Origin of the sequence: Agaribacterium haliotis (assembly GCF_002312815.1) — a bacterium.
Lineage (GTDB): Bacteria > Pseudomonadota > Gammaproteobacteria > Pseudomonadales > Cellvibrionaceae > Agaribacterium > Agaribacterium haliotis.
In genome coordinates, this window is sequence record NZ_NKQJ01000002.1 from 189,731 (window position 1) to 214,050 (window position 24,320).

General features: G+C 50.6%; 21 protein-coding genes. 12 read left to right on the forward strand and 9 right to left on the reverse strand.

The window, feature by feature from the left end; all coding sequences use genetic code 11:
• Positions 1 to 103 precede the first annotated feature (103 nt).
• Positions 104 to 1,762, forward strand: a complete 1,659-nt coding sequence (gene nifL / locus CFK45_RS03665) for a nitrogen fixation negative regulator NifL (RefSeq protein ID WP_096085066.1) — start codon at positions 104 to 106, stop codon at positions 1,760 to 1,762.
• On the forward strand, positions 1,759 to 3,369 hold the full coding sequence (gene nifA / locus CFK45_RS03670; RefSeq protein ID WP_239923539.1) for a nif-specific transcriptional activator NifA: 1,611 nt from the start codon (positions 1,759 to 1,761) through the stop codon (positions 3,367 to 3,369). The genes nifL and nifA overlap by 4 nt, the downstream gene beginning before the upstream one ends.
• A gap of 6 nt (positions 3,370 to 3,375) precedes the next feature.
• Here nifA and CFK45_RS03675 read toward each other — a convergent pair whose 3' ends face one another.
• A complete protein-coding gene (locus CFK45_RS03675) occupies positions 3,376 to 3,720 on the reverse strand; it encodes a VOC family protein (protein ID WP_096085068.1) in 345 nt (114 codons plus the stop codon).
• Positions 3,721 to 3,907: 187 nt separating this feature from the next.
• Between CFK45_RS03675 and CFK45_RS03680 the strand changes: the two genes are divergently transcribed.
• The 4 genes from CFK45_RS03680 (at position 3,908) to CFK45_RS03700 (ending at position 8,721) form a co-directional block, all read left to right on the forward strand.
• Positions 3,908 to 5,863 (forward strand): Ig-like domain-containing protein, encoded by a 1,956-nt coding sequence (locus tag CFK45_RS03680; protein WP_096085069.1) that lies wholly within the window; start codon positions 3,908 to 3,910, stop codon positions 5,861 to 5,863.
• A 360-nt stretch (positions 5,864 to 6,223) separates the two neighbouring features.
• Positions 6,224 to 7,696 (forward strand): nitrogenase cofactor biosynthesis protein NifB, encoded by a 1,473-nt coding sequence (gene nifB / locus CFK45_RS03690; RefSeq protein WP_096085071.1) that lies wholly within the window; start codon positions 6,224 to 6,226, stop codon positions 7,694 to 7,696.
• A gap of 15 nt (positions 7,697 to 7,711) precedes the next feature.
• Positions 7,712 to 7,981: a 4Fe-4S binding protein gene (locus tag CFK45_RS03695; protein ID WP_096085072.1), complete on the forward strand. Its 270-nt coding sequence runs from the start codon at positions 7,712 to 7,714 to the stop codon at positions 7,979 to 7,981.
• A 59-nt stretch (positions 7,982 to 8,040) separates the two neighbouring features.
• On the forward strand, positions 8,041 to 8,721 hold the full coding sequence (locus CFK45_RS03700) for a nitrogen fixation protein NifQ (RefSeq protein WP_096085073.1): 681 nt from the start codon (positions 8,041 to 8,043) through the stop codon (positions 8,719 to 8,721).
• A 2-nt stretch (positions 8,722 to 8,723) separates the two neighbouring features.
• Here the strand turns inward: CFK45_RS03700 and CFK45_RS03705 are convergent, their stop codons facing one another.
• On the reverse strand, positions 8,724 to 9,617 hold the full coding sequence (locus CFK45_RS03705) for a helix-turn-helix transcriptional regulator (RefSeq protein ID WP_096085074.1): 894 nt from the start codon (positions 9,615 to 9,617) through the stop codon (positions 8,724 to 8,726).
• A gap of 263 nt (positions 9,618 to 9,880) precedes the next feature.
• On the opposite strand from CFK45_RS03705, the gene CFK45_RS03710 reads away from it, so the two are divergent.
• The 4 genes from CFK45_RS03710 (at position 9,881) to CFK45_RS03725 (ending at position 16,426) form a co-directional block, all read left to right on the forward strand.
• Complete coding sequence (locus tag CFK45_RS03710) at positions 9,881 to 10,999, forward strand: Zn-dependent alcohol dehydrogenase (protein ID WP_096085075.1); 1,119 nt, start codon at positions 9,881 to 9,883, stop codon at positions 10,997 to 10,999.
• A 20-nt stretch (positions 11,000 to 11,019) separates the two neighbouring features.
• Positions 11,020 to 11,826, forward strand: a complete 807-nt coding sequence (locus CFK45_RS03715) for an alpha/beta hydrolase (RefSeq protein ID WP_096085076.1) — start codon at positions 11,020 to 11,022, stop codon at positions 11,824 to 11,826.
• 483 nt (positions 11,827 to 12,309) lie between these two features.
• Positions 12,310 to 14,478 carry an FdhF/YdeP family oxidoreductase gene (locus CFK45_RS03720; RefSeq protein WP_096085077.1) on the forward strand — a complete coding sequence of 723 codons (2,169 nt, stop codon included), beginning with the start codon at positions 12,310 to 12,312 and terminating at the stop codon, positions 14,476 to 14,478.
• A gap of 577 nt (positions 14,479 to 15,055) precedes the next feature.
• Positions 15,056 to 16,426, forward strand: coding sequence for an ABC transporter substrate-binding protein (locus tag CFK45_RS03725; protein ID WP_143247471.1), 1,371 nt, complete (start codon positions 15,056 to 15,058; stop codon positions 16,424 to 16,426).
• Between the two features lie 55 nt (positions 16,427 to 16,481).
• Here CFK45_RS03725 and CFK45_RS03730 read toward each other — a convergent pair whose 3' ends face one another.
• Complete coding sequence (locus tag CFK45_RS03730) at positions 16,482 to 16,727, reverse strand: hypothetical protein (RefSeq protein ID WP_143247472.1); 246 nt, start codon at positions 16,725 to 16,727, stop codon at positions 16,482 to 16,484.
• Positions 16,728 to 16,951: 224 nt separating this feature from the next.
• Here CFK45_RS03730 and CFK45_RS03735 point away from each other — a divergent pair, with 224 nt between their 5' ends.
• Entirely contained in the window at positions 16,952 to 17,416 is a 465-nt protein-coding gene (locus CFK45_RS03735; RefSeq protein ID WP_096085080.1) for a hypothetical protein, read from the forward strand.
• A gap of 63 nt (positions 17,417 to 17,479) precedes the next feature.
• Here CFK45_RS03735 and CFK45_RS03740 read toward each other — a convergent pair whose 3' ends face one another.
• On the reverse strand, positions 17,480 to 18,367 hold the full coding sequence (locus CFK45_RS03740) for a type 2 periplasmic-binding domain-containing protein (protein ID WP_143247473.1): 888 nt from the start codon (positions 18,365 to 18,367) through the stop codon (positions 17,480 to 17,482).
• Positions 18,368 to 18,739: 372 nt separating this feature from the next.
• Between CFK45_RS03740 and CFK45_RS03745 the strand changes: the two genes are divergently transcribed.
• The gene (locus tag CFK45_RS03745; RefSeq protein ID WP_096085082.1) at positions 18,740 to 19,822 is read left to right on the forward strand and encodes an alkene reductase; all 1,083 of its coding nucleotides are present in this window, start codon (positions 18,740 to 18,742) and stop codon (positions 19,820 to 19,822) included.
• Between the two features lie 102 nt (positions 19,823 to 19,924).
• Here the strand turns inward: CFK45_RS03745 and CFK45_RS03750 are convergent, their stop codons facing one another.
• The 5 genes from CFK45_RS03750 to CFK45_RS03770 form a co-directional block, all read right to left on the reverse strand.
• Positions 19,925 to 20,107: a DUF6435 family protein gene (locus CFK45_RS03750; RefSeq protein ID WP_096085083.1), complete on the reverse strand. Its 183-nt coding sequence runs from the start codon at positions 20,105 to 20,107 to the stop codon at positions 19,925 to 19,927.
• Between the two features lie 80 nt (positions 20,108 to 20,187).
• Complete coding sequence (locus CFK45_RS03755) at positions 20,188 to 22,101, reverse strand: monovalent cation:proton antiporter-2 (CPA2) family protein (RefSeq protein WP_096085084.1); 1,914 nt, start codon at positions 22,099 to 22,101, stop codon at positions 20,188 to 20,190.
• Complete coding sequence (locus CFK45_RS03760) at positions 22,098 to 22,739, reverse strand: NAD(P)H-dependent oxidoreductase (protein ID WP_096085085.1); 642 nt, start codon at positions 22,737 to 22,739, stop codon at positions 22,098 to 22,100. The genes CFK45_RS03755 and CFK45_RS03760 overlap by 4 nt, the downstream gene beginning before the upstream one ends.
• A gap of 81 nt (positions 22,740 to 22,820) precedes the next feature.
• Positions 22,821 to 23,705, reverse strand: a complete 885-nt coding sequence (locus CFK45_RS03765; RefSeq protein WP_096085086.1) for an SDR family NAD(P)-dependent oxidoreductase — start codon at positions 23,703 to 23,705, stop codon at positions 22,821 to 22,823.
• 144 nt (positions 23,706 to 23,849) lie between these two features.
• Entirely contained in the window at positions 23,850 to 24,257 is a 408-nt protein-coding gene (locus CFK45_RS03770; protein WP_096085087.1) for a zinc-binding dehydrogenase, read from the reverse strand.
• Positions 24,258 to 24,320: the final 63 nt, after the last annotated feature.

A 24,320-nucleotide genomic window follows, 5' to 3' on the forward strand; every position in this document is an offset into this window, starting at 1 on the left:
ATGTAACGAGATGGTTGGAGCGAAGCTTGCACCTAAGTGAACTAACATTGCACCCCATAGTGGGGCTGTTATAGATACAGCAAACCTGCCGTGGACATTCACTATGAGCAATACTGAGCGCTATCTGCATACACCTTCTGCACTCAACGAGTTAAATATTTCAACTCAGCCGACACGACCTGATTCATCGACCAGGTCGAATACAGCAAATAAGTTAAGCGTTGATGCGTTTTATCAGGCTGTTGAACATGCGCCCATTGCCATTTCAATTACCGATCTTGACGCCAATATTCTCTACGCCAATCGCAGTTTCAGCAAAGTGACAGGCTACGATCAGCGAGAAGTCATTGGACAAAACGAATCAATTTTATCGAATCACACAACCCCCAAAGCCGCTTATCAAACACTGTGGAGCAAATTGCTACAGAAAAAATCCTGGTCTGGCCTTCTGGTTAACAAACGCAAAGATGATTCACTCTACCTTGCCGAGGTAAATGTATCGCCAGTACTCAATGAAAACAGCGAAGCGCAGTATTACCTCGGCATGCATAGGGATTCGAGTGACATTCACGAACTTGAGCAGCGCGTTACCAATCTTGGTGAAATGATATCGACTGTTATTAACCGCTCACCAATTGCCACAACACTGATAGACAGCAGCGACAATATCGTGTTGATGAACCCGAGCTTTCAGCAGCTTATCTGTGATTTAGCACCTAGCGGCAGCCAGGAGCAAGCCAAACAGCTTTTATTTAACATGCTTGGCGACGATCTGGTCCAGCTTCGCCAACACTACCAATCTTTCCAAAATAAAGAAATTTGCTTGGATAGCGGCGGATACAGCCCGCGTTATTTTGTCTGTGACGGCACCGCTGTCAGCCTTGAAAACGAAGATGCCCAGCACTTTTTTAATCAGCAGGAAAACATGCACATACTGCTTACCATTAACGACATTAGCGAGCTTAAAAAACGCCAGGAAGATTCACGTTTAAATTCACTTAAAGCCTTAATTGCCGAAGAAGAACTAGTGCATGCAACACGCGAAGCGTTTAACGGCGCCATTCACAGCCTGCAGGGACCGGTCAATTTAATCAACGCGGCGCTTCGCATGCTTGAACAGCGCGCACAAAACCTTGAACAAGATGACCCGCTCGTCGCCGCACTCAAACAAGCCGAAGCAGCCGGCAGCTCGGCACTAGAAACACTGATGTCGATCACTCCAGCCGCGCAGCAACAGCGCAATAGCCCGCTAAATTTAAATGAGGTCATTCGCAACGCCATTAGTTTAAGCACCTCTAAATTGTTAAGTGCTGGCATTGTTGTCGACTGGCAACCCGCCCTGCACCTGCCCCAGGTGCTTGGCCCCGAAGGTAAAATTGTCAGCGCGCTGCGCAAATTAATCGACAACGCTATTGAAGCGATGAGCGCAGCTGAAACGGAACTGCGCGAGCTCAATATACGCACGCTAGCCAAAAAAGATGTTGTGCGTATCGAAGTCTTTGATACCGGCCCCGGCATTCCCAAATCCATGCGCTACAAAGTATTTGAACCCTTTTTTAGCACCAAGTCCGGCGCCGAAAGTAACGGCGCGACGGGCATGGGCTTGTCTATGGTGCAGGAAACCGTATTAGATATGGCTGGCACTGTGTGCATCGATACCAGCTACAGCGCCGGCTGCAGTGTATTAATCGAGCTGCCCCACATACACAGCGCCGCCGAACACAAACACAGCAGCCCCAGCTGTAGCGAGGCCAGCCAATGATGATGAGCAAAGATTCTTTATTAAGTGCAACACCGGCGCTTAGCCGCGCAAGCTTGTTGGAAAATGAAACCTCGGCGCTGAATAAAATAAGCCAAATTGTTTGCCATTCAGATAATATAGAAAAAACCTTTGATGAGGTTTTGCAAGTCCTGCATACGGTTGCCGACCTACACTACGGTTTAATATCTATCTCCGATGCCGAGCACAGCGCGGTGCAGCTAACATCCATCTATACCGGCGACGACAACAGCATTAAACCAGGGCGTGTTAAATACCGCAGCGGAGAAGGCATCATCGGCCGCATACTCAGCCACGGCAACCCCATCGTACTTGGACGCATCTCATCCGAACCCAACTTTTTAGACAGGCTGGCGATATACGATTACGAGCTGCCTTTTATCGCTGTGCCAATAGAAAATTGCGCGGGGAAAACCATCGGTGTCTTAGCCGCACAACCGAGTACACCCGCCGATGACCTGCTCAGCGTGCGCCTGCGCTTTATGGAAACCGTTGCCCACATGCTGTCGCAGACCGTGCGCCTAGTTATCAACGTTGAACGCGGTGAAGAACTCGCCAGCGAGCGCGACGAACTGCGCCGCGAAGTGCGCGCCAATTTTGGTTTTGAAAAACTGGTTATTGGCCACACCTCGTCAATGAGGCGAGTATTTGACCAAGTGCGGCGCGTCGCAAAATGGGACAGTACCGTGCTTGTGCTCGGCGAGTCGGGAACCGGCAAAGAGCTTATTTCCACCGCCATTCACTACAATTCGCCGCGAGCTAAACAGGCGTATGTGCGCCTAAACTGCGCCGCACTGCCAGAGACTCTACTTGAGTCAGAACTCTTTGGCCATGAAAAAGGTGCGTTTACCGGTGCGGTAAAACAGCGCAAAGGTCGCTTTGAACAGGCCGACGGCGGTACGCTTTTTCTCGATGAAATCGGTGAAATCTCACCGATGTTTCAAGCCAAACTATTACGTATTTTGCAAGAAGGCGAATTTGAGCGCGTTGGCGGTACCCAGACCATCAAAGTGGACCTGCGCATTGTTGCAGCCACCAACCGTACACTTGAAGCTGAAGTAGACAAAGGTAAATTTCGTGAAGACCTTTATTACCGGCTAAATGTTATGCCGATACAGATACCGCCGCTGCGCGAGCGCAAAGCTGACATTCCCGAACTGGCTGAGTTTTTACTTGGCAAAATTGCGGAAAAACAAAAACGCGAACTTAAATTAACCAACAGCGCCGTGCGCATGCTGATGAACTATCACTGGCCGGGCAACGTTCGCGAACTCGAAAACTGCCTTGAGCGCGCTGCGGTTATGAGTGAACAGGGTAATATCGACAGCGACGTGATCTCTCTTAGCGGTGTGCAATATACTCAGGCGCCGATCGTGCCCCACGCTCAACTCAAGCAAACCCAACTCACGCCAAGCCAACTCAACCCAACGGACTTGCACGATAACAGCCTCGACGAGCGCGAAAGAGTCATCGCGGCGCTGGAGCAAGCCGGCTGGGTACAGGCCAAAGCCGCTCGCCTGTTAAATATGACACCGAGGCAAATTGCCTATCGAATCCAGACTTTAAATATTAATGTACGAAAAATTTAAGCTTTGTTAAAGCTGCCAAAAACCGTGATCAATAGCGCCGTTGATATAAATGGCAAAACGACCTTTGCCGGGAATTTCCATCGCGTCAACGGCAATTTCTGCCCCCTGAGCCTCGACAGCCTTTAGCGCTTTTTCAATATCATCAACCAACCAGTACGGCCGCACCACAGGCTGTTCTGTATCTCGCAAAGGCGCGCGCACACCGACCGTTGAAGCATCTGCCAGGGTGCAAACTCTTGCGCCACCAAGCAAAACTTCAGGCTCAGAAAACTCAACAGCGTGCGCGGCTTCATAAGCTGCACATAGCTTATTAACGTCATTTGTAACAATTTCGAGATAGTGTAATTTCATAAATTTCCCTATGATGCAAAAATTTTTCTATGCGGCAAACGTCGCACATTGCTTTCAAACACTACTTTTAAATACTGCATGCTGCGTGCGCAGAAGGTTTGCGCCGCATCTGTTTTATTGTCCAGTGAGAGAATAACAGCATAATCTCACTCTTCATTTATTACGATATCAGGGAGTTAGAATTACCATGTATCGGCACCTAAGTTTTTTGCCCGCCCGTTCTATTTCAAGATTTATATTAATAATTGGCTTTATACTGCTAAACGCCTGCGGGGGCTCATCTGGCGACGGTACAAGCGATAACAGCAAAACTAAAGATAAGCGCACACCAGAGCCCCGAGCAACTCAGGAGCTTAGTTTTGCCGAGCACGGAGAACTGCTAAAGACACTAAATCTCGATGAAAGCACGTTCTCAAACACACTCAACGGAGTAAAGAGCAGCGGCACACTAAGCTATGCAAGCAGCGATACGGCGGTTGCAACGATTGACCAACAAGGTGTCATTACCCTTGTTGCTGAAGGCGAAACCACCATCAGCGCCCACAGCGAGGCTGATGAATATTATTTAGCATCCTCTGCAAGCTTTCGCCTGATTGTACAAAAAGACCAACGCTTAGCCCCACCCCAGCTAAGTGCTAATGCGCAAATAAAACAAATTAAGCTGCAGTGGCCTCAGGTCGACGGTGCTCATCACTACCACCTATTTCGCTGCAAAACTGAATGCGAAAAACTCCCACTGGATTTTATCGCAAAATCTCATTCGCAGATTATTGAAACCACTGAGTTTATTTATGCAGAAGATAATACAGCGCAGCACAGTTATCGTGTGCAAGCCTGTGATGAAGATGAAACGATCTGTAGCGAACTGAGTATGCCACTTAATGTGGCGGCAAGTAAGACCATCGCCCACATTAAAGCCCCGGCAGAATATGTAAGCGAAGGTATATCATACGGTGCCGCCGTAGCTATTTCGGCAAATGGTGATTTTGCGATCTCCGCCCCGGAGGAAGTCATAGACCCGGATCAACATATCAAAGGCGCCGTCTATATATACCGAAGATCTAACGGCCAATTGCAACTGCAGGCGAAATTAACTAACCCGGTTCCCAACTCGGAATTTGGCTCATCACTGGATATGCAATTCCTTGCAGGGCAGCTTGTTGTTTCAGGCATCAGCGTGATTGATGGAGGTTTCATCCGTTTAATGGCGCATGTATATCAAAATTCAATAGAAAACGCTTGGAATTACGATACCACACTAAGTCTGGATACCCAGGGCACGCTTGCCACGCCCGACTCCAACGTGGCAATAAGCGATCACAACACGATTATATTAAGCAATGGCTGGGGTAATTCATCGGCTGCAGTGTTCCAGCGCTCCTCAGAAGGTAATTGGCAACTGCAGTGGCAACAACAAGGCGGCCCTGGCTTCGATGCGCTTGCTTCTAGCACTATCGCAATCGACTCCAGCGGCACGAGCTTTGCAATTGCAACTGTAGGGAACAATCAATTACGTGTGAATATCTATCAGCGAGCCGGTAGCCAGGATGCATGGCAACATAAACACGAAATCATTAGAGAGGTTCGCGACATTGGCTACTCCTCACCAATCGCTTTGGTAGATGGCCTGCTCGCCGTCGGGGTACCGTCCGAAAGTAGAATTGAAGGCGATACAACAATAGAAAATGTGGGGGCCATTCACTTATATCGCCAAACTGCGCAAGACAAACAAGAGTGGGCTCACGTAACAACACTGCAACCTGAACTAGCTGCCGATACGTACTTTGGTTATTCACTCGCGTTAAGCTGGAGCGGCCAATATCAATATCTCGTGGCCGGTGCAGATGATCCGCGGCTGCAAAAACCGGTCTTTATGTACGCCTCAAATGGGCCGTCAAGCTGGCAAGAACTGCAGGCTGGCAATATAAGTACCCGCAAATCAAGCGAAGAAAAATACCTGGACCCAAGCGAAGGAACATACCTAGACAAATACGGGCTTTCTTTAGCTATCAGCCCAGACGGGGGCGACGTAATTATTGGCGCGTCTGCAGATGCTGATGCTACCCGAGAAGCCATCAGCTCCGTCGCAGATAAAGAACGCATAGGCCAAATTGAAAAATCAGGCGCGGCGTATTTATTTTAATAAATAAAACTTTAAGGCCGCAGATAAATCTGTGCAGCTGGCTATACATATGCAAAATAGTCAGCTACACAACTTTATTAATTTAGACCTTCCAATCAAAAGCCCGATTCTCGTTCTCACTTAACAGCATCGAAGCCCTATACAAAAACGCAAGTCCGTAAACCGACCGTTGAAGCAACGAACCCTCCTCTCCCTGAAGTAAACACAAGCCCCCCTGTCGCAGTTCAAACATTTTAATTGTCAGCCCTGTAACAAAAAGCATCGAACACGCCAGCAAAAACCATACAAATCAACAACCTAGATAGCGGCACAGGCTTTGCTCTGCTCTGTAAAAGACTTTATTTTTTAGGTTGGCGATGTATGGAACTAAATATTATTGCAAGCTCTTGCGATGACGGCTCAGCGCCAAGCTGTGGCGCTGGTGATACCGGAGCGGCTGCCAGTGTTCGCGCGGCTCTGCCTGCGCATATTCAGAAGAAAATTGAGACCCACCCGTGTTATTCGGATCAAGCCCATCACCACTTTGCGCGTATGCATGTGGCGGTGGCGCCGGCCTGTAATATTCAGTGCAATTACTGCAACCGCAAATACGACTGCTCTAACGAGAGCCGCCCAGGTGTAGTTTCGGAAGTACTGCAGCCGGAACAAGCGCTTAAGAAAGTCAAAGCCGTGGCAGCAGAAATTCCGCAACTGAGCGTGCTCGGCATCGCCGGACCCGGTGATGCACTGGCCAACGCCAAGCGCAGCTTCGAAACATTCAAACTGCTAAGCCAGGAAACCCCCGATCTGAAACTGTGCCTGTCGACCAATGGTCTGATGCTGCCGCCGCTCATCGACGAGCTCTGTGCATTTAACATTGATCATGTAACGATCACCATTAATTGTATTGACGCCGATATCGGGCAGAAGATCTATCCGTGGATCTACTGGAAAAACCGCCGTATACGCGGCCGCAAAGCCGCTAAGATCTTGATCGAGCAGCAACTGCTCGGGCTCAGTTTGCTGACTGAACGCGGAGTCTTGGTCAAGGTCAATACCGTGCTGATCCCCGGCATTAACGACCATCACGTAGCCGAGCTCAGCAAAGAAATTAAAAAACGCGGGGCATTTTTACATAATTTGATGCCGCTCATTGCCGAGAAAGAGCACGGCTCGTATTTTGGACTAATGGGGCAACGCGCCCCGAGCGCTGAAGAGCTCGAACAAGCGCAACAGGCCTGCGGCGTGGATATGAAGCTGATGCGCCACTGCCGCCAGTGTCGCGCCGATGCCGTCGGCATGCTCAATGAAGATCGCGGCGCAGAGTTCAGCCTGGATAAAATCGCAGAACAAGACATCGATTACAAACAAGCGCAAGTGAGGCGCGCCGCTGTACAGAAAGATATTCTTAACAAACTTAAGCCAGAATATTGCGAGTCTGTGCACTCGAACACGGAAATTTCATCAAACAGCAGCCGCCTGATTGCGGTTGCCAGCAAGGGCCAGGGCTTAGTCAACCAGCACTTTGGCCATGCGACAGAATTTTTGCTCTATCGCGCCGATGCTGATTCAGTGCAATTAGTCGGTAGCCGCCGCGTCAGCGCCTACTGCCATGGCAGCGAGAACTGCGATGAACAACAGGACTTACTCGAGCAAAGCATCGCCTGCCTCGAAGGTTGTGAAGCGGTGCTGTGTGCAAAAATTGGCTGGGGCCCGTGGCAAAAACTTGAAGCCGCAGGCATTCGCCCTTCTAGCGATCATGCAATGGAACGCATCGACGCCGCCGTCGCGGCAATTTATAAGGAGTTAAATCAACAACAGCAAACGTGCGCCGAGCTCAGTCAGCTCGCTTAGCGCCGGGGGAATGGTATGTCAGTAAGTATTGTGAATAGCTGCGTAAGCTGCTGGGCCTGCCTCGACGTTTGTCCGAGCCAAGCGATCTACGAGAGCAAGACTCAGATGCAAGTCGATAAAACAAAATGCAGCGAATGTAACGGCTTTTATGCAGACATTCAGTGTGCAAGTGTGTGCCCAGTTGAAGGGGCCATATTAGACAGCCAGGGTTTGGCATTTAACCCACCCGGTTCACTGACCGGAATATATCCCGAGAAGCTCGCGCAAGTGCCACTTGAGTTTTGACAAGCACCGAAGCCAATCCTAAACCCGAGCCCAAACTCAAGCCGCGAATTTAAGCAAGAATGAATCTAGCGATTAAAAACCCGTCAAACAAAAAAAATAGCAGCGTAAACACGGCTGAGACTATTCGTGGGCCCGGCGATGAGAGTGGGACCGGTGATGAGAGTGGGGCCGGCAGTGAAAGTGAGCCCGGCGGTGGGCGCCTGCCCGCTTCGCAAAATTTAAGCAGCAACGCTGAGTTATTGTTGGATATTTTAAAATCCCAACACTTAGGCCAAAGTAGCCTGCCATCTAGCCTGGGCTTAAGTTTAGCGGAAAAGCAGCAGCTGTTAATGTATTGCCAGTGTCAGGATTCGGCGCTGGCCATTGGCAATACAAAAAACGACAAGCTGCGCCTGGAGCTACTCGAACTAAGAGAGCTAGAGCGAGCAGATTTATTTAATTTATTAGCCGGTGCAAGAAATGAAGAAGATGAAGCTGAGCTTTGGATCGCTAAAATAATCGCCGCCGCCAGCCTCGATAACAGCCACCTATGGCGAGCGCTTGGCCTGCAAAGTCGCGCTGATTTAAAAGTACTATTGCTCGATAACTTTTACAGCCTCGCCAGCCAAAATACAAAAAAAATGCGTTGGAAAAAATTCTTTTACAAACAGCTCTGCGAGCAAGGCGGACACTATATCTGCCGCTCACCGAGCTGCGACAACTGCACAAGCTACGATGAGTGCTTTGGCGAAGAAGAGTAGCCCTAGGGCAACTCCTCCGCAGCAAGCGCCTGGTTTTCTGAGCCGCGCTCAACAAAACTCTTTTTATATTTTTTCGGCGTCACACCAAATTGTTTTTTAAACAAAGCAATAAAGTGAGACGGGCTGGAAAAATTTAACTCGTAGCTCACGTCAGTAACACTGTAGTCGCTCTGACACAGCAATCGTGCAGCGCTGTATAAACGGTGGCGTATACTGTATTCGCTGTAGTTGTAACGAAATACGGATTTAAAAAGCCGGGAAAAATAGCTCGGGCTTAAGTGGCACAGCTCAGCGGCTTCATTCAAACTTAAGTCAACACTTTTATTGCGGCGAAATAAATTTAATATCGGCTCAAGCCGCACATCGTTCATCGGCCGCGCAACACTGTCGGTGTGTGGCTGCTTAACTGGCGTCGCCACTTCCGCTATCCACGCCAGCAATAACTTCAGCAGGCTCTGGCTTTTATCGCTAAACGGGTCGGCCTGATAACTTTCGTGCAACCAGCTAACCACTTGGCGAATATTGTCCTTGTGTGCCTCACTTAAGCGCAGGTGCATACCGTATTTAAAAAACGCCTCAGCCTGCGCCAGGCCGTGCTCTTCTAAAAACGACGGCAAAAACTGAACGATGTACCAAGACTTGGGTCTGTCCGAACACTCAAAATCGTGAGTCTCAAGCGCGGGGGTAAACACCAGATCATTGTCTTGCAGCTCACTTTTGCCCTGGTGGTAAAAAAAGCTGCCTTCGATTTCTTCAAATACGATCAGCTCGTGCACTTCGTGAAAATGCATAAAACAGGAATACGGATCCTGCTCGGTATAGCTGACATAGTGAATTTCGAAGTTATAACCTTCTTTAATGCAAAAGGGCTCGCAATAGGTATTATTCTTTTTCATCTCTTGTTACTAGCCTCAGACCGTTAACTACTCACAGATCGACTTTCTCCATCCCTGCCCCTCGGTCCATCTGCTCATACTTTAACCCAGCATTATTCATATTTCTCACGGAATATGTCATCTAAATACAAATTTTCCGCTAAACTCGCCAAGAACCTTAGCTTTTCAGGCAAGGATCTGCCATTTTTGCCTCCCAAAGTTACAGTAAGACCCCTCGAGCAGTGGTCTAATGCCAACCACATTAACCCAGGTAAAACTTTGTTATGCGTCAATCCAAAGCTCTAATTACAGACGGCCAAGGCCACTTTGAAGTTCGTACAATTGAGGTAGGCGATCCGGGCCCGGGAGAGGTTCGAATCAAGCTAATGGCCTCTGGTATCTGTCACACGGATTGGGACAGCATCACAAACTGGAACAAGACTTTTGTTGTCGGCCACGAAGGCGCCGGTATTGTCGATGCCATCGGCGAAGGTGTTAGCCGCGTAGAAGTCGGCGACAAAGTCATTTTGAACTGGGCCATTCCCTGCGGCGAGTGCTTTCAGTGCCTCGAGGGTTATACCCACATCTGTGAAAAGAACAGCCCTGTTTGCGGTGACGGCCTCTGCGGCCACGCCCACGGCGAGGCGACCAAACTCGAAGGCGAAAACCTTGAGCGCTCTTTCCACCTCGGCACCATGGCTCAGTACACCGTGGTTCAGCAAGCCGCCGTGGTAAAGATGGGCGATACCAAACTTCCTATGACTTCAGCCTCTATTGTGGGCTGCGGGGTGATGACGGGCTGGGGTTCTGTTGTCAACGCCGCTGAAGTAAAAGCCGGTTCGACCGTTGCTGTACTCGGCTGTGGCGGTGTTGGCCTCAATGCCATTCAGGGCGCCCTGCACAGCGGTGCGGCTCGCATTATCGCAATCGACCTGAGCGAAGAGCGTCTGGAACAGGCGAAGAAATTTGGTGCCACCCACGGCATCCTCGCCAGCAAAGGCGACAGTGACTTTAAAAAGGTCGGCGAAAAAATCGCTGAAATTAACGGCGGCCGCCGCGCGGACTACGCCTTTGAATGCACTGCCGTACCCGCCCTAGGCTCAGCCCCGCTGGCGCTGATTCGCTCCGGCGGTACCGCCGTGCAGGTTAGCGGCATTGAAGAGCATATCGACTTTGACTGCGAACTGTTTGAGTGGGACAAAATCTACATCAACCCCCTTTACGGCCAGTGCAACCCGGACCGCGACTTCCCGCGCATTGTAGAGCTCTACAACAGCGGCAAGTACATGCTCGACGAGCTGGTAACCAAGACCTACACCCTCGAAACCGCCGCCGAAGGTTTTGACGACATGCTCAAAGGCCGTATTGCCAAGGGTGTGATTGTTATCGAACACGACGACTAAGACCTGCTGGAGAGTAAGACATGGCTATTCAGCAGATTGAAAAGTCCAACCCCGAATATATGAGCGACGAGCAGCTGATGCTGCTCACCGTTCACAGCTCGGCCTTAAAAGGCCGTGGCAATATCAGTGTTTACAACGCCTACAGCGACAGTAAAGACTTACCAATCGTAATTCTGATGCACGGAGTCTGGGGCAACCACTGGGTGTGGATGCACTTAGGCGGCGTGCACGAGGTCTACAACAAACTTCGCGAGCAGGGCCTCGGCGAATTTGTTCTGGTAATGCCTGAAGACGGTTCGTATTACGCAGGCTCCGGTTACCTGCCCCTTAAAAACTTCGACTTCGACAAGTGGATAGTCGACGACATGCTCGAAGGCGTAATTCAAAGCGTCGATTGCGTCAGTGAAAACAGCAAGCTGTTTATCACCGGCCTGAGCATGGGCGGTTACGGCGCGCTGCGCCTGGGTGCAAAGTACGCCGACAAATTTGCCGGCATCAGCGGTCACAGCTCGATTACCGACGTTAACGAGATTCAGGATTTCAATAAAGAAGGCCCTGAGTTTTACGAACTTGCCGCCGACGCTGCCGAAGCTGAAGCCGATATTGTTTACTGGATGCAGAAGAACAAAAACTCTATGCCTCCAATGCGTTTTGACTGCGGCACGGAAGATCAGCTCTACCAGGGCAATCTAAAATTCAAAGCCCGCCTTGAACAAGCCGGTTTAGATTTTACTTACCAAGAGTTCCCCGGCGGCCATGAATGGCCCTACTGGAACAAACATATTGAAGATACCTTGCGCTTCTTTGATGAAATTAATAAAGGCTAAGATCTCAGCCTCAGCACACTCCGAAGCTGGCACATTGCACATTGGTCAAAGCTAGGGGTCGGTAGAGCCTGATGAGACTGCCAGAGGCAGGAAGCCGATGCCAAGCCTACATGGATGTATGTACGACGTGTCTTAACAGGCTTTACCGACTGAACATGGCACATTAGTCAAAGCTAGGGGGCGGTAGAGCCTGATGAGACTGTCAGAGGCAGGAAGCCGATGCCAAGCCTACATGGATGTATGTACGGCGTGTCTCAACAGGCTTTACCGACCCCTAGCCACATATACAAATAAATAGCTGCCGCAAAATATCGTGCGACAGCACTTTGCTATTCACTGCCGGACTCGCCGTGAATACATCCATGTAGGCTCGACGATAGCTTCCATGCTATCGACGGCCCCGTCAGCAAACACCAAAGCACTGCATCAACAAATGTGCAGGATTCTGTTGGATAAGCTGCAAATAGTAATACGAGGTGGACTATGGCTACAGCAGGTGGCTTTAAAGCAATTCGAAGTGTTTGGCGTTACGCGTTGAAGATAGGGCCTATCAACCTATATAAAACCGTAACCTCCAAAAACGCCTGTAAAGCCTGTGCTTTTGGTACAGGCGGTCAAAGCGGGGGCATCTGGAACGAACGCCACCACGGCATTGAAATTTGCAATAAGAATATTCAAGCCCACCTCAGCGATATTCGCGAAGGCATTGCCAACCCGGTGTTTATGCAGCGCTCAATTAAAGAGCTCAGCAAACTCAGCGGCAAAGAGCTCGAAGACCTCGGCCGCCTAGTCACCCCGCTTTATAAACAAGCCGGCGATAGCCACTACAGCCCCATCAGCTACGACGAAGCGCTCGAAAAGATTAGCGCCAAACTTCAAAACACCGAACCCAAGCGCAGCTTTTTTTATGCCTCGGGGCGCAGCTCCAACGAAGCTGCTTTTAGCATGCAACTGATGGCGCGCCTGTGGGGCAGCAACAATATTAACAACTGCTCGTACTACTGCCACCAGGCCAGTGGTGAAGGCCTGACCGCCACCGTCGGCACCTCAACGGCCACGATTGAATACGACGACCTCTACGACGCCGATACCATTTTTGTCTTTGGAGCCAACCCGGCGTCAAACCACCCCCGCTTTGTAAAAACCTTGATTGAATGCCGCCGTCGCGGTGGCCAGGTTGTTGTGATCAACCCGGCCAAAGAACTCGGCATGCAGCGTTTTGCCTCGCCCAGCGATATAAAAAGCATGTTGGTTGGCGGTGAAAAAGTCGCAAGCCACTACTGCCAACCCCACTTAGGCGGCGACCTGGCACTAATGCTCGGCATAGCCAAAGCGCTTATTGAAAAAGGCCAGATCGACCACGAGTTTATTAAACATCACACCGAAGGTTTCAGTGTGTTTGACGCCCATGTCAGGGCACAGAAATGGGGCGAACTGGTTGAAGCCAGCGGTGTCAGCGAAGAAGAAATTCGCCAAATCGCAACTATTTATGCCAAGTCCAACAATACCGTGTTTACCTGGTCGATGGGCCTGACCCATCACTTGCACGGCGTCGGCAATATAGAAAGCCTGGCCGCGCTGGCGATGCTGCGCGGCATGCTCGGCAAAAAAGGCGCGGGCCTTATGCCGCTTCGTGGGCACAGCAATATTCAAGGCACCGGCACCATGGGTTTTACACCGTCGTTAAAGGCGCCGGTAAAAGCGGCGCTTGAAAAAGAGCTGAGCCACCACTTTAGCGAAGAGCCCGGTCTCGATACGATGGCCTGTATGAACGCAGCAGCCAACGGTGATATGGACGTGGCTATTAACCTCGGCGGCAACCTGCTCGCCTCCAACCCCGATACCCAGTACGCAAGCGAAGCGCTGAACAATATTCCGTTTAAACTTTATATCAACAGCACTTTGAATATGAGTCATGTCAACGGCGTTGATCAAGAGGTGATAGTGCTGCCCATTCGCGTGCGCGACGAAGAAAAACAGGCAACCACACAAGAGAGCATGTTTAACTTTGTGCGCATGAGCGACGGCGGTATTGATCGCTTTCCCCAATTGCGCTCGGAAGTGGATTTAATTACCGACCTGGCTTCGCGTATTGTGCCAAAACAGGTATTTGATTTTAGCCAGCTGCGCGAACACAAGGCGATTCGCCAACTGACCGCCAAGGTTGTCAGCGGTATGGATAAAATGGCCGATATCGACAACAACAAAAAAGAATTCCATATTAGCGGGCGCATTCTTCACGAACCCAAGTTCAATACCCCTGACGGCAAAGCGCAGTTTAAAAGTCACGATTTTGCCAAGCGCGGCGAGCAGGCATTTGTGCTGTCAAGCATACGCAGCGAAGCTCAGTTCAACAGCATCGTTTTTGACGAGCGCGACAGCTATAGGGGCCAGGCCCATCGCTGGGTACTGATGATGAACAAAGACGATATTCGCGAGCTTGGCTTTGAGCCCGGCGACAAAGTTGATGTCAGCACCGATACCGGTGAAATGAAAGCGCTTGAACTAAGCGCTTTTGATGTGCGCAGAGGCAATGTATTAGCGTATTACCCAGAGGCCAATGTACTGATTCCGCGCACAACAGACAGCCGCAGCCACACCCCGGCATTTAAATCCGTAGCGGTGAATATCGCCAAAGCTAGCGCAGTTTGAGGTTTTGTCTCAGCTGGCTTTGGCTTAGTTAGTTTTGTCTCAGTTAGTTTTGACTTCGCCAGCCCAAACTGGCTTGCTGTAAATTGGCGATCTAAGCTCGATACTTCGGGCACCGCAACATAGCACCCGCCACCTCATGCGATATCAGCTCCCTGCGCTGCCGGGCAAATCCGTCACAGCGCAGCGTCGTCACAGTCTACCTTGACCACTGCTCATCTTAGCCACTGCAAAGCTTGGCAACTGCACAGCTTGTACCACAGACGAATAGCTCAGTACGCCTGCGCGACTCGACGTTTTACGTGCCATACTATGCTTAGCAAGGGGCGGTTTTGCGTGGCTGCGCCGACCGCGTCCCGCGCCAATAAAGATTTACACATGCGGGGCCACCCGCAGAGCTGAAAACATCAAACTGGCAACAACAAAGCGCAAAACACCGACTCAGATACGACTATTATTATTTGAGCAGCTGTTAGCGAGCGGCGCAAAACCTAGCTAGGCTAGACCAACGCAAACGCAACGCCAGCTTAAGCATGTAAGCCAGTAACCAAGAGGCCTGGCCTCACTAGAGGAGATTTTTTTGCGAGCCGTAATGCAAGCCCTAGGCTACCTGCGCCAGCTCATCAAGCGATCTGCGCTTATCGGCCTCGCAAGACGCCCCGGCTTATTGCTCTGCTTATTGTGCTACCTGTCCCCCATAGCTGCAGCCAAACTACAGGCCTCCAGCACCCAGAGCCTGCATGTTGCGGTTTACATCGACGGCGCCCAACACCGGCGCCAGGTTGAAAGCCTGTTTCGCCGCTTTAACGAACACCACAGTGATATCGAACTCACCACCGCAGTGCACCGCGGCATAGATAGCTACGCAAACAAGGTTGAAAAATGGATGAGCACAGGCGCAGGCCCAGATCTTGTCTACTGGTACGGTGGTAAACGCATCGCTCAGTTTGCCGAACTTGGCAAGATTACCGACCTGCAAGATTTCTGGCAGCGCCACGAGCTCGACAATTACATCACGTCGGCGAGCAAGCAGGCAGTAAACTTTCGCGGGCGCGCTCACGCGATTCCAGCAGCAACACTGCTGTGGGCCCTACATTACAACAAACAACAGCTCGAGCAGTGGCAACTGGAACCACCTGAAACCTGGCAGGACTTGCTGCGAAGCTGCAAGATATTGCGGGCCAGAGGCATAGACGCACTGGCCTTTGGCAGCCGCACGCAGTGGTCAACCCACGCTTGGTTTGACTATATCAACTTGCGCCTGCACGGCCTGGATTTCTATCAGCAACTGCTAGACGGCAACATCAGCTTCACCGATGCCCGCGTGCTCAGCAGCCTTGAACACTGGAAGCAACTACTGGACGCTGAGTGCTTTAACCAAAACCACGCCAACCTGACTATTTGGGAGTCTTTCCCGAGGGTGGTTTTAGGAAAATCGGCGTTTTCTTTATGTGAGGGGCTGCCGCAGTTTGTGCGCCTGCCTCCGGGTATCGATATTGAAGTTAGCAACTTCCCGCGCATCAACGACAAACATCCGCTCTATACCGTGCACCCAACCAATGTATTTATGGTGCCGAGCTACGTCAGCTGGAGCCCAGCTCTGGAGACACTGCTACTGTACATCGCCTCAGAGGAGTTTCAGCGTGCCTTCAGCAGCACCCTCGTGCGCGTACCGGCCCACACCGGCGCGGTCAGGGGGCAAAATAAGGTCAATACCGAAGTTGCCAAATTATTTTACGCCAGCCCCGGCGGTATTCAGTTTTTAGATAGAGACAGCGACATACGCTTTAGCAGCGAAACCCCCAAAATCTTTGTCAACTTTATGCAGCACCGCAACGTCAAACAGACCGCCGCCGAGCTCGAAGACTTAAGAACAAATGTCTTTGGCCCACTCGAGAAACATCCGCAGACATCCAAGCCAAAGCAAAACCCAACAAAACATCAGAGTTAACACTGCCAAACGCAGCCAGGCCCAAGAATAAAAAAACGCCGAAGCTCAAAAAGCGCTAGGAATAGTATTTACAGCTTGCAGGCAAACAACTAAAAGCGTAGCCCGCACGAGCGTCTGGCACGGCGGTCTCAATTAACAGTTGCTCACTGCGCTCGAGCAAATTAAACAAGTCTTGATTAAAGCGCTTTAAGACGCGGTAGTCTTCCAGGTCGGACCAGACCAGCTGGCGCTCTAACTCAACTGTAAGCTCCCCACCTGCAAGCAAAACCGCGGCTACAACAGCAGCACAATATAAGCGCACCCAGGCCCCCAAATACAACGCCAAACAACTCTTAAAAATAACAACTGTTGGTGACAATTTTATTTCAAGGGTAGAGCTATCAAGCCTTAGGTTTTAGCGAATTTAGATGCTCCGGGCCCCACGGCATAAATAGGCTCCAAGCACTTGCCCTAGCAGCGCTTGAGACAAATCAATACCGCTACACAAGATATCGCCCAGCATAAACAGAAAAGGACAGTAATTTAATGAAGCACTTAATCGATACACTGCTGCCACCGCGGCCGCGCAACTTCAAAGGTAAACGCTGGCTGCAAATCAGCCTGCGCAGTTTGCACTTGGTCGGGGTCGCAGGTTTCAGCGGCGGCATACTCTTTGGTGTCGATAAGTCGAGCTGGATAGGTTTTTTACACTTGTGCATCAGCACCGGCATCGCCTATTTTTTACTCGATATTTACTGCAATGCCATGAACCTAATTCAGTTGCGCGGCGCGGTGATTTTTATCAAGCTCGCCCTGCTCGGTACTTTGTATTACCACCCCGAGCAAGCAAACATTGTGCTTGTTGTTATTTTACTGGCCAGCTTAATCTCACACGCCCCGGGTGATGTGCGCTATTTTTCCCTATTGCACGGCAAGCGCATGGATGTCAGAAGCGGCGCCGCGGTCTGTGGAAGCGCCGCCAAACAACTCAGCCGCGATGCCAAGCGATAATCTTAGCGATACCAAAGCCTAGCGGTAGCAATACCAAAAGCCCCGCTGAACTATACAAGTGGCTTAATATGCGAAACTGACTTTCGCGACAGCCGCCTCAAATGATTTTGGGTCGAGCCACAGTTCGCCGCGGTGAAACGGTGTATCTTCCGGCAGGTAGGCGTTGGGAATCATGATAATTTTGCGCTGCCCAACTCTGGCTTTAGCCGCCGCTTGCTGCATGATGTTTGAGCTATATAACAAACGATCGTAGCTGCCATCAGCAATGGCGGCTTCAAGGCCTTCATTTAATGCCAGAAACAAGCGCTCATCGTTCTTGTTGACGTAGAAATAAAGCGCCATCGGATAAACCAGCATCAAACTCGGCTCGACCGACAGCTGCTTGTCAAAACGCAATAAATCCTGCCACGGCTCGTGCAAACCCAGAGGTAAATAATCAAAGCGCCCACGTATCAACATATTCCAAAGGTAGCGCCCTCGCGAACTCAAGATCAGTGGAATACCAGCGTCTTCAAGCACCGGCCTGTCACCCCAGCGCTCGCCCATGCCGGCGCGAAACCTGCGCAAATCCTGTAACGTCTCGACCTTGGCAAAGCGCTTTTCTTCCCCGCTGCGAATCACCAACAGGCGATAGCCCAAAAGGCCTTTGAAGATCGGAATACGCACTGCGCGCAACTGCTGCTCGACCTTGGGGCTGGCGCTGGCCCACTTCAAGCTCAAGCGCCCGGCGGCAATTTCCTGGGTTTTGCGACCGTCGGAGTGGGGGTCAACGAGCTCTTTGTAGCACACCGGCTCTTCGAGTTTAGACATGGCCAATTGCAGCAGCGAAAAAATCAAAAAGTCTTTTTCCGACTCCAGTTTTTGGTGACTCAGCTCAAAGCTGCAAGCACTGACAGGCAGTACCGGCACAAGTAACACACACAAAAAAAATAAAGCAGCTTTCGCAGACATAAACCAAACAGGTGCTTGTTTTTTTAAGGCCAATTAAGACTAGCTTATCCGCCCTGCCTGAGCGAAGCCAATGAAAGTGAGGCCAAAATAGGGCTTAGCGCAAAGCGATATAAAAACCTCTTAGTACGTTCACTTTCGTCACAATGAACCGTCAAAAACAAGGCCTTCTGCAAGCGCGGCAATGACAAAAGTACAACAAGCAATCTAAGTGCTGCCAACGCTCGTAAACACGCGGGCGCATTGTTTCAGAACACTTTTACTGCCAACTATGCAACTCGGCAGCGCGGGCACTTGAACAACGGCAAACAAGCTCCATATGTTAAAAAACGCTGCTTGCTATACACACTAATACCTACCAGGGTGAGGAAAACCATGAGTCAAATTTTTGATCCTATGCAACTTGGCGCAGTCGCGCTTAAGAACCGGATTTTAATGGCGCCATTAACACGCTGCCGAGCGGACGACGAGCACTTGCCAACTCCGCTAATGGCAGAGTATTACGCCCAGCGCGCCTCTGCCGGATTAATTATCGCCGAGGCGACCATGGCAATGCCGGGCTGCTCCGCCTTCTGGCGCGAACCGGGCATCTATTCAGACAAACACGCTAAAGCCTGGCGCACTGTCACCGATGCCGTACACCAAAAAGGCGGGAAAATATTCCTGCAAATTTGGCACGGTGGCCGCGCCTGTCACCCGGCCCTGAACGACGGCCGCGAGCCCGTAGCACCATCGGCCCTGGCCATCACCAATGACGAAGTACACACCCCCGAAGGCAAACAGGCTTACACCGTGCCACGGGCCCTAACAGACGACGAAATCCCGGCCATCATTGAGGGATTTAAAAACGCCGCCAAATACGCCAAACAAGCCGGCTTTGACGGTGTTGAAGTGCACGGCGCCAACGGCTATTTACTCGATGAGTTTTTGCGCGACGGCGCCAACAAACGAGACGGCGCCTACGGCGGCTCAATAGAAAACAGAGCGCGCTTGTTACTTGAAGTTATAGAAGCCGTGAGCGAGGTATGGGGCAGCGAGCGAGTTGGCGTGCGCCTGTCACCACTTAACAGTTTTAACAGCATGATAGACAGCGACCCGGTAGCATTGGCAACTTGGCTCGCCAAGCGCCTAAACGACTTTGAGCTGGCGTATTTACACTTGATGCGCGGTGATTTCCTGGGGGAACAGCAGGGCGATGTTATCAGCCCGGTAAGAGAGCACTATCGCGGAAATTTAATTCTTAATATGGCTTACAGTGCCTCAGAAGCAGGCGAGAGCATCAAACAGGGCCAGGCCGATGCCATCGCTTTTGGTGTGCCATTTATTGCCAACCCGGATTTGCCCGAGCGCTTGCAGCACGGAGCACCATTAAATGACGCCAACCCGGAAACCTTCTACAGCCCGGGCGCTGAAGGTTATACCGATTACCCAGTACTTGAAACAAGCACTGCCGTTTAAACTCCGATTAAACAGATAGCGGGTGCCAAAGGTCACCCGCGCTGAATAAATCTTGGCTTAGTCATGGCCTAATCATGGCTTGGACAAGGCTCAAGCCACTTTTTAAGACCTGTTAGCAGTTTCTAATTCGCCTATTTTTTTGTAAACAGCTTCGGCTTCAAAGCTTAGTTCTGAATACGCCCGGATATCGCCGTTGCGCTGGGCGCGCATGGCTTTTTCTAACAGTAGAGCGCGCTGTTTTTTTAACTTCTCTATACCGTTACTGCGTTTAAAGACTGCAAACATAAGCCTGACCTCAACCTTCAAGATTAACTCTAAGAGTGCATCTTTACGCTGCGAGCGAATCGTCAGATCAATATTTAAACTCAGTCAAAGTCATCTAAATACGCTTTCGGCGGTGGTGTCCAGCCCCCCTCAGAATTATCGTGGCCTTCAACACGATTGCGTTTGATTGCTTTCGCTAAGCGCCGCTCGACTTCGAGGAATAAATCCAGATAACTGCGCGTAAAACGCTGCTCTTCATCACCTTTTGCCCACTCGGCGTACATATGCTCACGCGCTTGTTTATCAGTTTTATCAAACGCCGCTTTCATCTGCTCGACCTTAAAAGCGTGTTGCCCCAAGGCTTTTAACGCCTCACCGCCGAGCTCCAGCGCCGAATAATAGGTCTCAGAGATCACAATATCTGCGCCGGCATGGCTGAGCTCATAACCGTGAGAGCGATCAAAAGCGCGCGCTAAAATTGTAACTTTGGGATGAAATTTTTTGACGTGATGAACCAGCGCCAGGCCCCGCTCTTTATCATCAATGGCAACAACCAGCATGCTCGCCTCTTCGATGCCGGCGCTGTGTAATAAATCCGGACGGCTGGCATCGCCAAACCAGCTTTTAATATTGACCTTGGCCACGCGCTGAACCATTGACGCCGAGTGATCAAGCACCACCGTTGGTACATCGTTGGCAAGTAATAGCCGGTTGATAATCTGCCCAAAGCGCCCTATGCCGGCAATAATGACCGTGCCCTGTTCATCAACACGCTCATCCTGCTGCTCAGCGCCATGTTTCTGGTAACGGGTGACAACAAATTTTTCGTAAAAAATAAACAATAGCGGCGTTAAAAACATTGTCAGGGCAATGACCGGGGAAAGAATAGCGGCTAAGTCTTTAGGCAACACATGATTCTGCTGCGAAAAGCTCAGCAATACAAAACCAAATTCACCAGCCTGAGCAAGACTTAAGAAAAACAGCCACGAATCACTGGCGTGTATTTTGAAGAGCTTGGCCAACAACATAAGCACCAGCGCTTTAATTAACATCACCGCAACAACAGCGCCAATCACAAGCAGCAGGTTTTCACTAATAATGCCAAAATTGATTCCGGCACCAACTGTAATAAAAAACAAACCGAGTAAAATGCCTTTAAAAGGCTCGATATCGGTTTCAAGCTCGTGACGAAATTCACTACTAGCGAGGGTTACGCCGGCTAAAAATGCGCCCAGTGCCGGCGACAAACCAACCAAACTCATTAATGCGGCAATGCCAATCACCAACATTAATGCCGCTGCGGTAAACATCTCCCTAAGGCCGGTATTGGCAATAAAACGAAATAGCGGGTTACACAAATAGCGCCCGCCGGCAACAACGGCGGCAACAGAGGCCAGCACCACACTCGCGTGCAGCCAGCCGGGCAGGTGCGCCACCAAACTCAACGATTCGTGATGGTGCTCATCTGCCCCTGCACCGGCCCCGGCGGCGGCTATTAATTCCGGCAGGGCCAATAGAGGAATCAGAGCCAGCATGGGGATAACAGCAATGTCCTGAAATAACAGAACTGAAAAGGCAGATTGCCCGCCCTCTGTTTTCGCCAGGCCCTTTTCCTGCAGGCTCTGCAAAACAATGGCGGTCGATGACAGCGACAACATCAACGCAATTGCCACCGCGATGCGCCAATCCAAGCCGAAGGCAAGGCCCAGCGCAGCAAAACACAGGCTGGTTAACGCCAACTGCAAACCACCGAGGCCGACAAGTTTGTTGCGCATCGCCCAGAGCATGCGCGGCTCGAGCTCCAGGCCGACCAAAAATAGCATCATCACCACACCAAATTCAGCAAAGTGCTGAATGGTGACGGTCTCTGACCCGACCAGACCCGTAAGCGGGCCGATAACTACGCCGGCAATAAGATAACCGAGTACGGAACCGAGGCCGAGGCGCTTGGCAATCGGCACAGCAATTACCGCTGCGACAAGATAAATAAAGGCCTGAACAAAATAGTGAGTCATTTGATTAAGCCCTCAAAATCGCAAGCCAGGTGCTCAAGCTTCGCTGCTTTTTTTAGATCCACTTTTCCCGCAACCAAAGCTTGCAGCAAGTGCCGCCACTGCTGGAAATGCTGTTCAACTCGCTTATCTTCAACCGCGGTTCGCGAACCAAACAAAACAAACGGCGCAACAAATTTCATCAAACACAGGTTTGCGGTTTGCTCAAGCGGCCTTAACAGCTCGCGAATACTAAAATGATTGTAACCATTTTGTTGATAAGCGGCTTCAGCGCCACCGGCACTGATAACTGGCAGCAGATATTTATCTTTTAGCGCCGTGCCATCTTTGCCATAGGCGAAGCCGTATTCAAGCACAAGATCCATCCAGTCTTTTAGCAAAGCGGGGGTTGAATACCAGTACAGCGGAAACATAAAAATAATGACGTCGTGCTGACGCAGACGCTCCTGCTCAGCCGCAACATCGATATCGTGGCGCGGATACTGACCATATAAATCGACACAGCTTACGCCCTCTACGGCAGAGGCCATAGTAAACATAGGGGTATTAATTTCAGACTGATCTTGCGCGGGGTGCGCAAAGAGAATAAGAACCCGGTTCGAGCCCGGGCGGGTATTTGACCTAGAGTCGAGGCTTGCCATATGCGCGCTTCCTGATACTAACTGTAAAACCGGGCAGGCCCGGCACTAAGATTCTAGCGCATAGTGCTTTAAAACAACCAGTTACAGCAGTGCCAGGGTTTTTAGTTTTTGTTCAAGCGCCTCGCGTACCTGCGCATTTTTTTTAACATCAGCCGCATCACTGTGCGCCTCGGCAAAGTCGCCGCTGTCGTTATCAAAATACAAACCATTGGCAGAGGAAAAATCGTCACCAAGCGCTGCACGCACAAGAATGTCGGCACCGATGTTTAAGTCTTTGCCGGCAACACCAAAACCCTGTTTAACCATTTTACTAGCCAACAGCGAGCCGGGGTTTACGGCGATATATATCGGCGCAGCAGCACTGGCGCTAAGTGCAAGATCTTTACTCCAGTGAATAAGCGCAAGTTTACTTTGCGCGTATGCGGTAAAGTCATCATCAATGCTTTGCCTGCCGAGCAGGGCCTCAAGCTCTACCGGAGCCTGAGCTGCCGAAGCCAGATTAACAACACGCGAACCGGGCCTAAGTAGCGGCAGTAACTTTTTACTTAATAAAAAGGGCCCGTAAGTATTCACAACAAAACGCAAATCTATACCCAAACTGGTCTGAGTAGACGCTGTTTTATAGACACCGGCATTGTTCAGCACAACGTCTAACGTTGGCGCAGCTTGCGAGGGGGATTGCTCGGGGGATTGCTCGGGGGATTGCTCGGCAGCTTGCGTGAATTGCTGAACGATGGTCCCGGCAAGCCCCGCCACCTGCCGAAGCTCAGAAAAGTCCGCTTGATAAATCTGCACTTTCTGTGCAGCCAGTTTATTTAATTTTTCTTCAACAGCCAGAAGTTTCTCTTTACTGCGCCCGTGCAGCAAAACTTTGTGGCCGAGCCGAACTAGCTTTTCCGCCGTTAACAAGCCGATGCCATCTGTTGCACCGGTAACTAAGATTGTTTTGTGAGTACGCGTATTCATTACTTTCCCTTAGGCCTGGCGGTATTTAGAACAAGTAGCGGCATAAGCGCTTTAGCCGCTAGCTGGGTTAGCTTTTGCGCCTGAGCCGATACTTGTTAATTTAGATGAAAAACACGGCATATAAAACTGGTTGGGCGGGCCGTTTTATGAATCGATATTAATAACCACTTTGCCCATACCGGTACCCGCTTCGGCGTAGTCGTGTGCGGCAGCGGCCTGCTCCAGGCTGAACTGCTGTTCGCTTAATACCGGTTTCAAAGCACCAGCCTCAACAATAGCTTTAACTTTACCGAGTATCTGCGCGTGCGTTTCGCGCCCGACATTGTGGATCATCGGAATAAGCATAAAGACCACATGCACAGACAGGCCTTTAATATGTGCCAGTGTTAAATCGAGTTCGGCCATGCTCACCGTTGTTGCGATCTGAGCATTTAAGGCCGCCGCCTGCATAGACTTGTTTAAGTGTTCGCCGCCGACCGTATCGTAAATAACATCAAAACCAGCACCGCCTGTATGCGCCCACCTCAACAAGCTAAGCAGCGATACCGCCATCTGGGCCGTCTACCCAAGCTCGAGGTAACTAGCGCCGAAGGTAATAGCATTTATCGATTATTT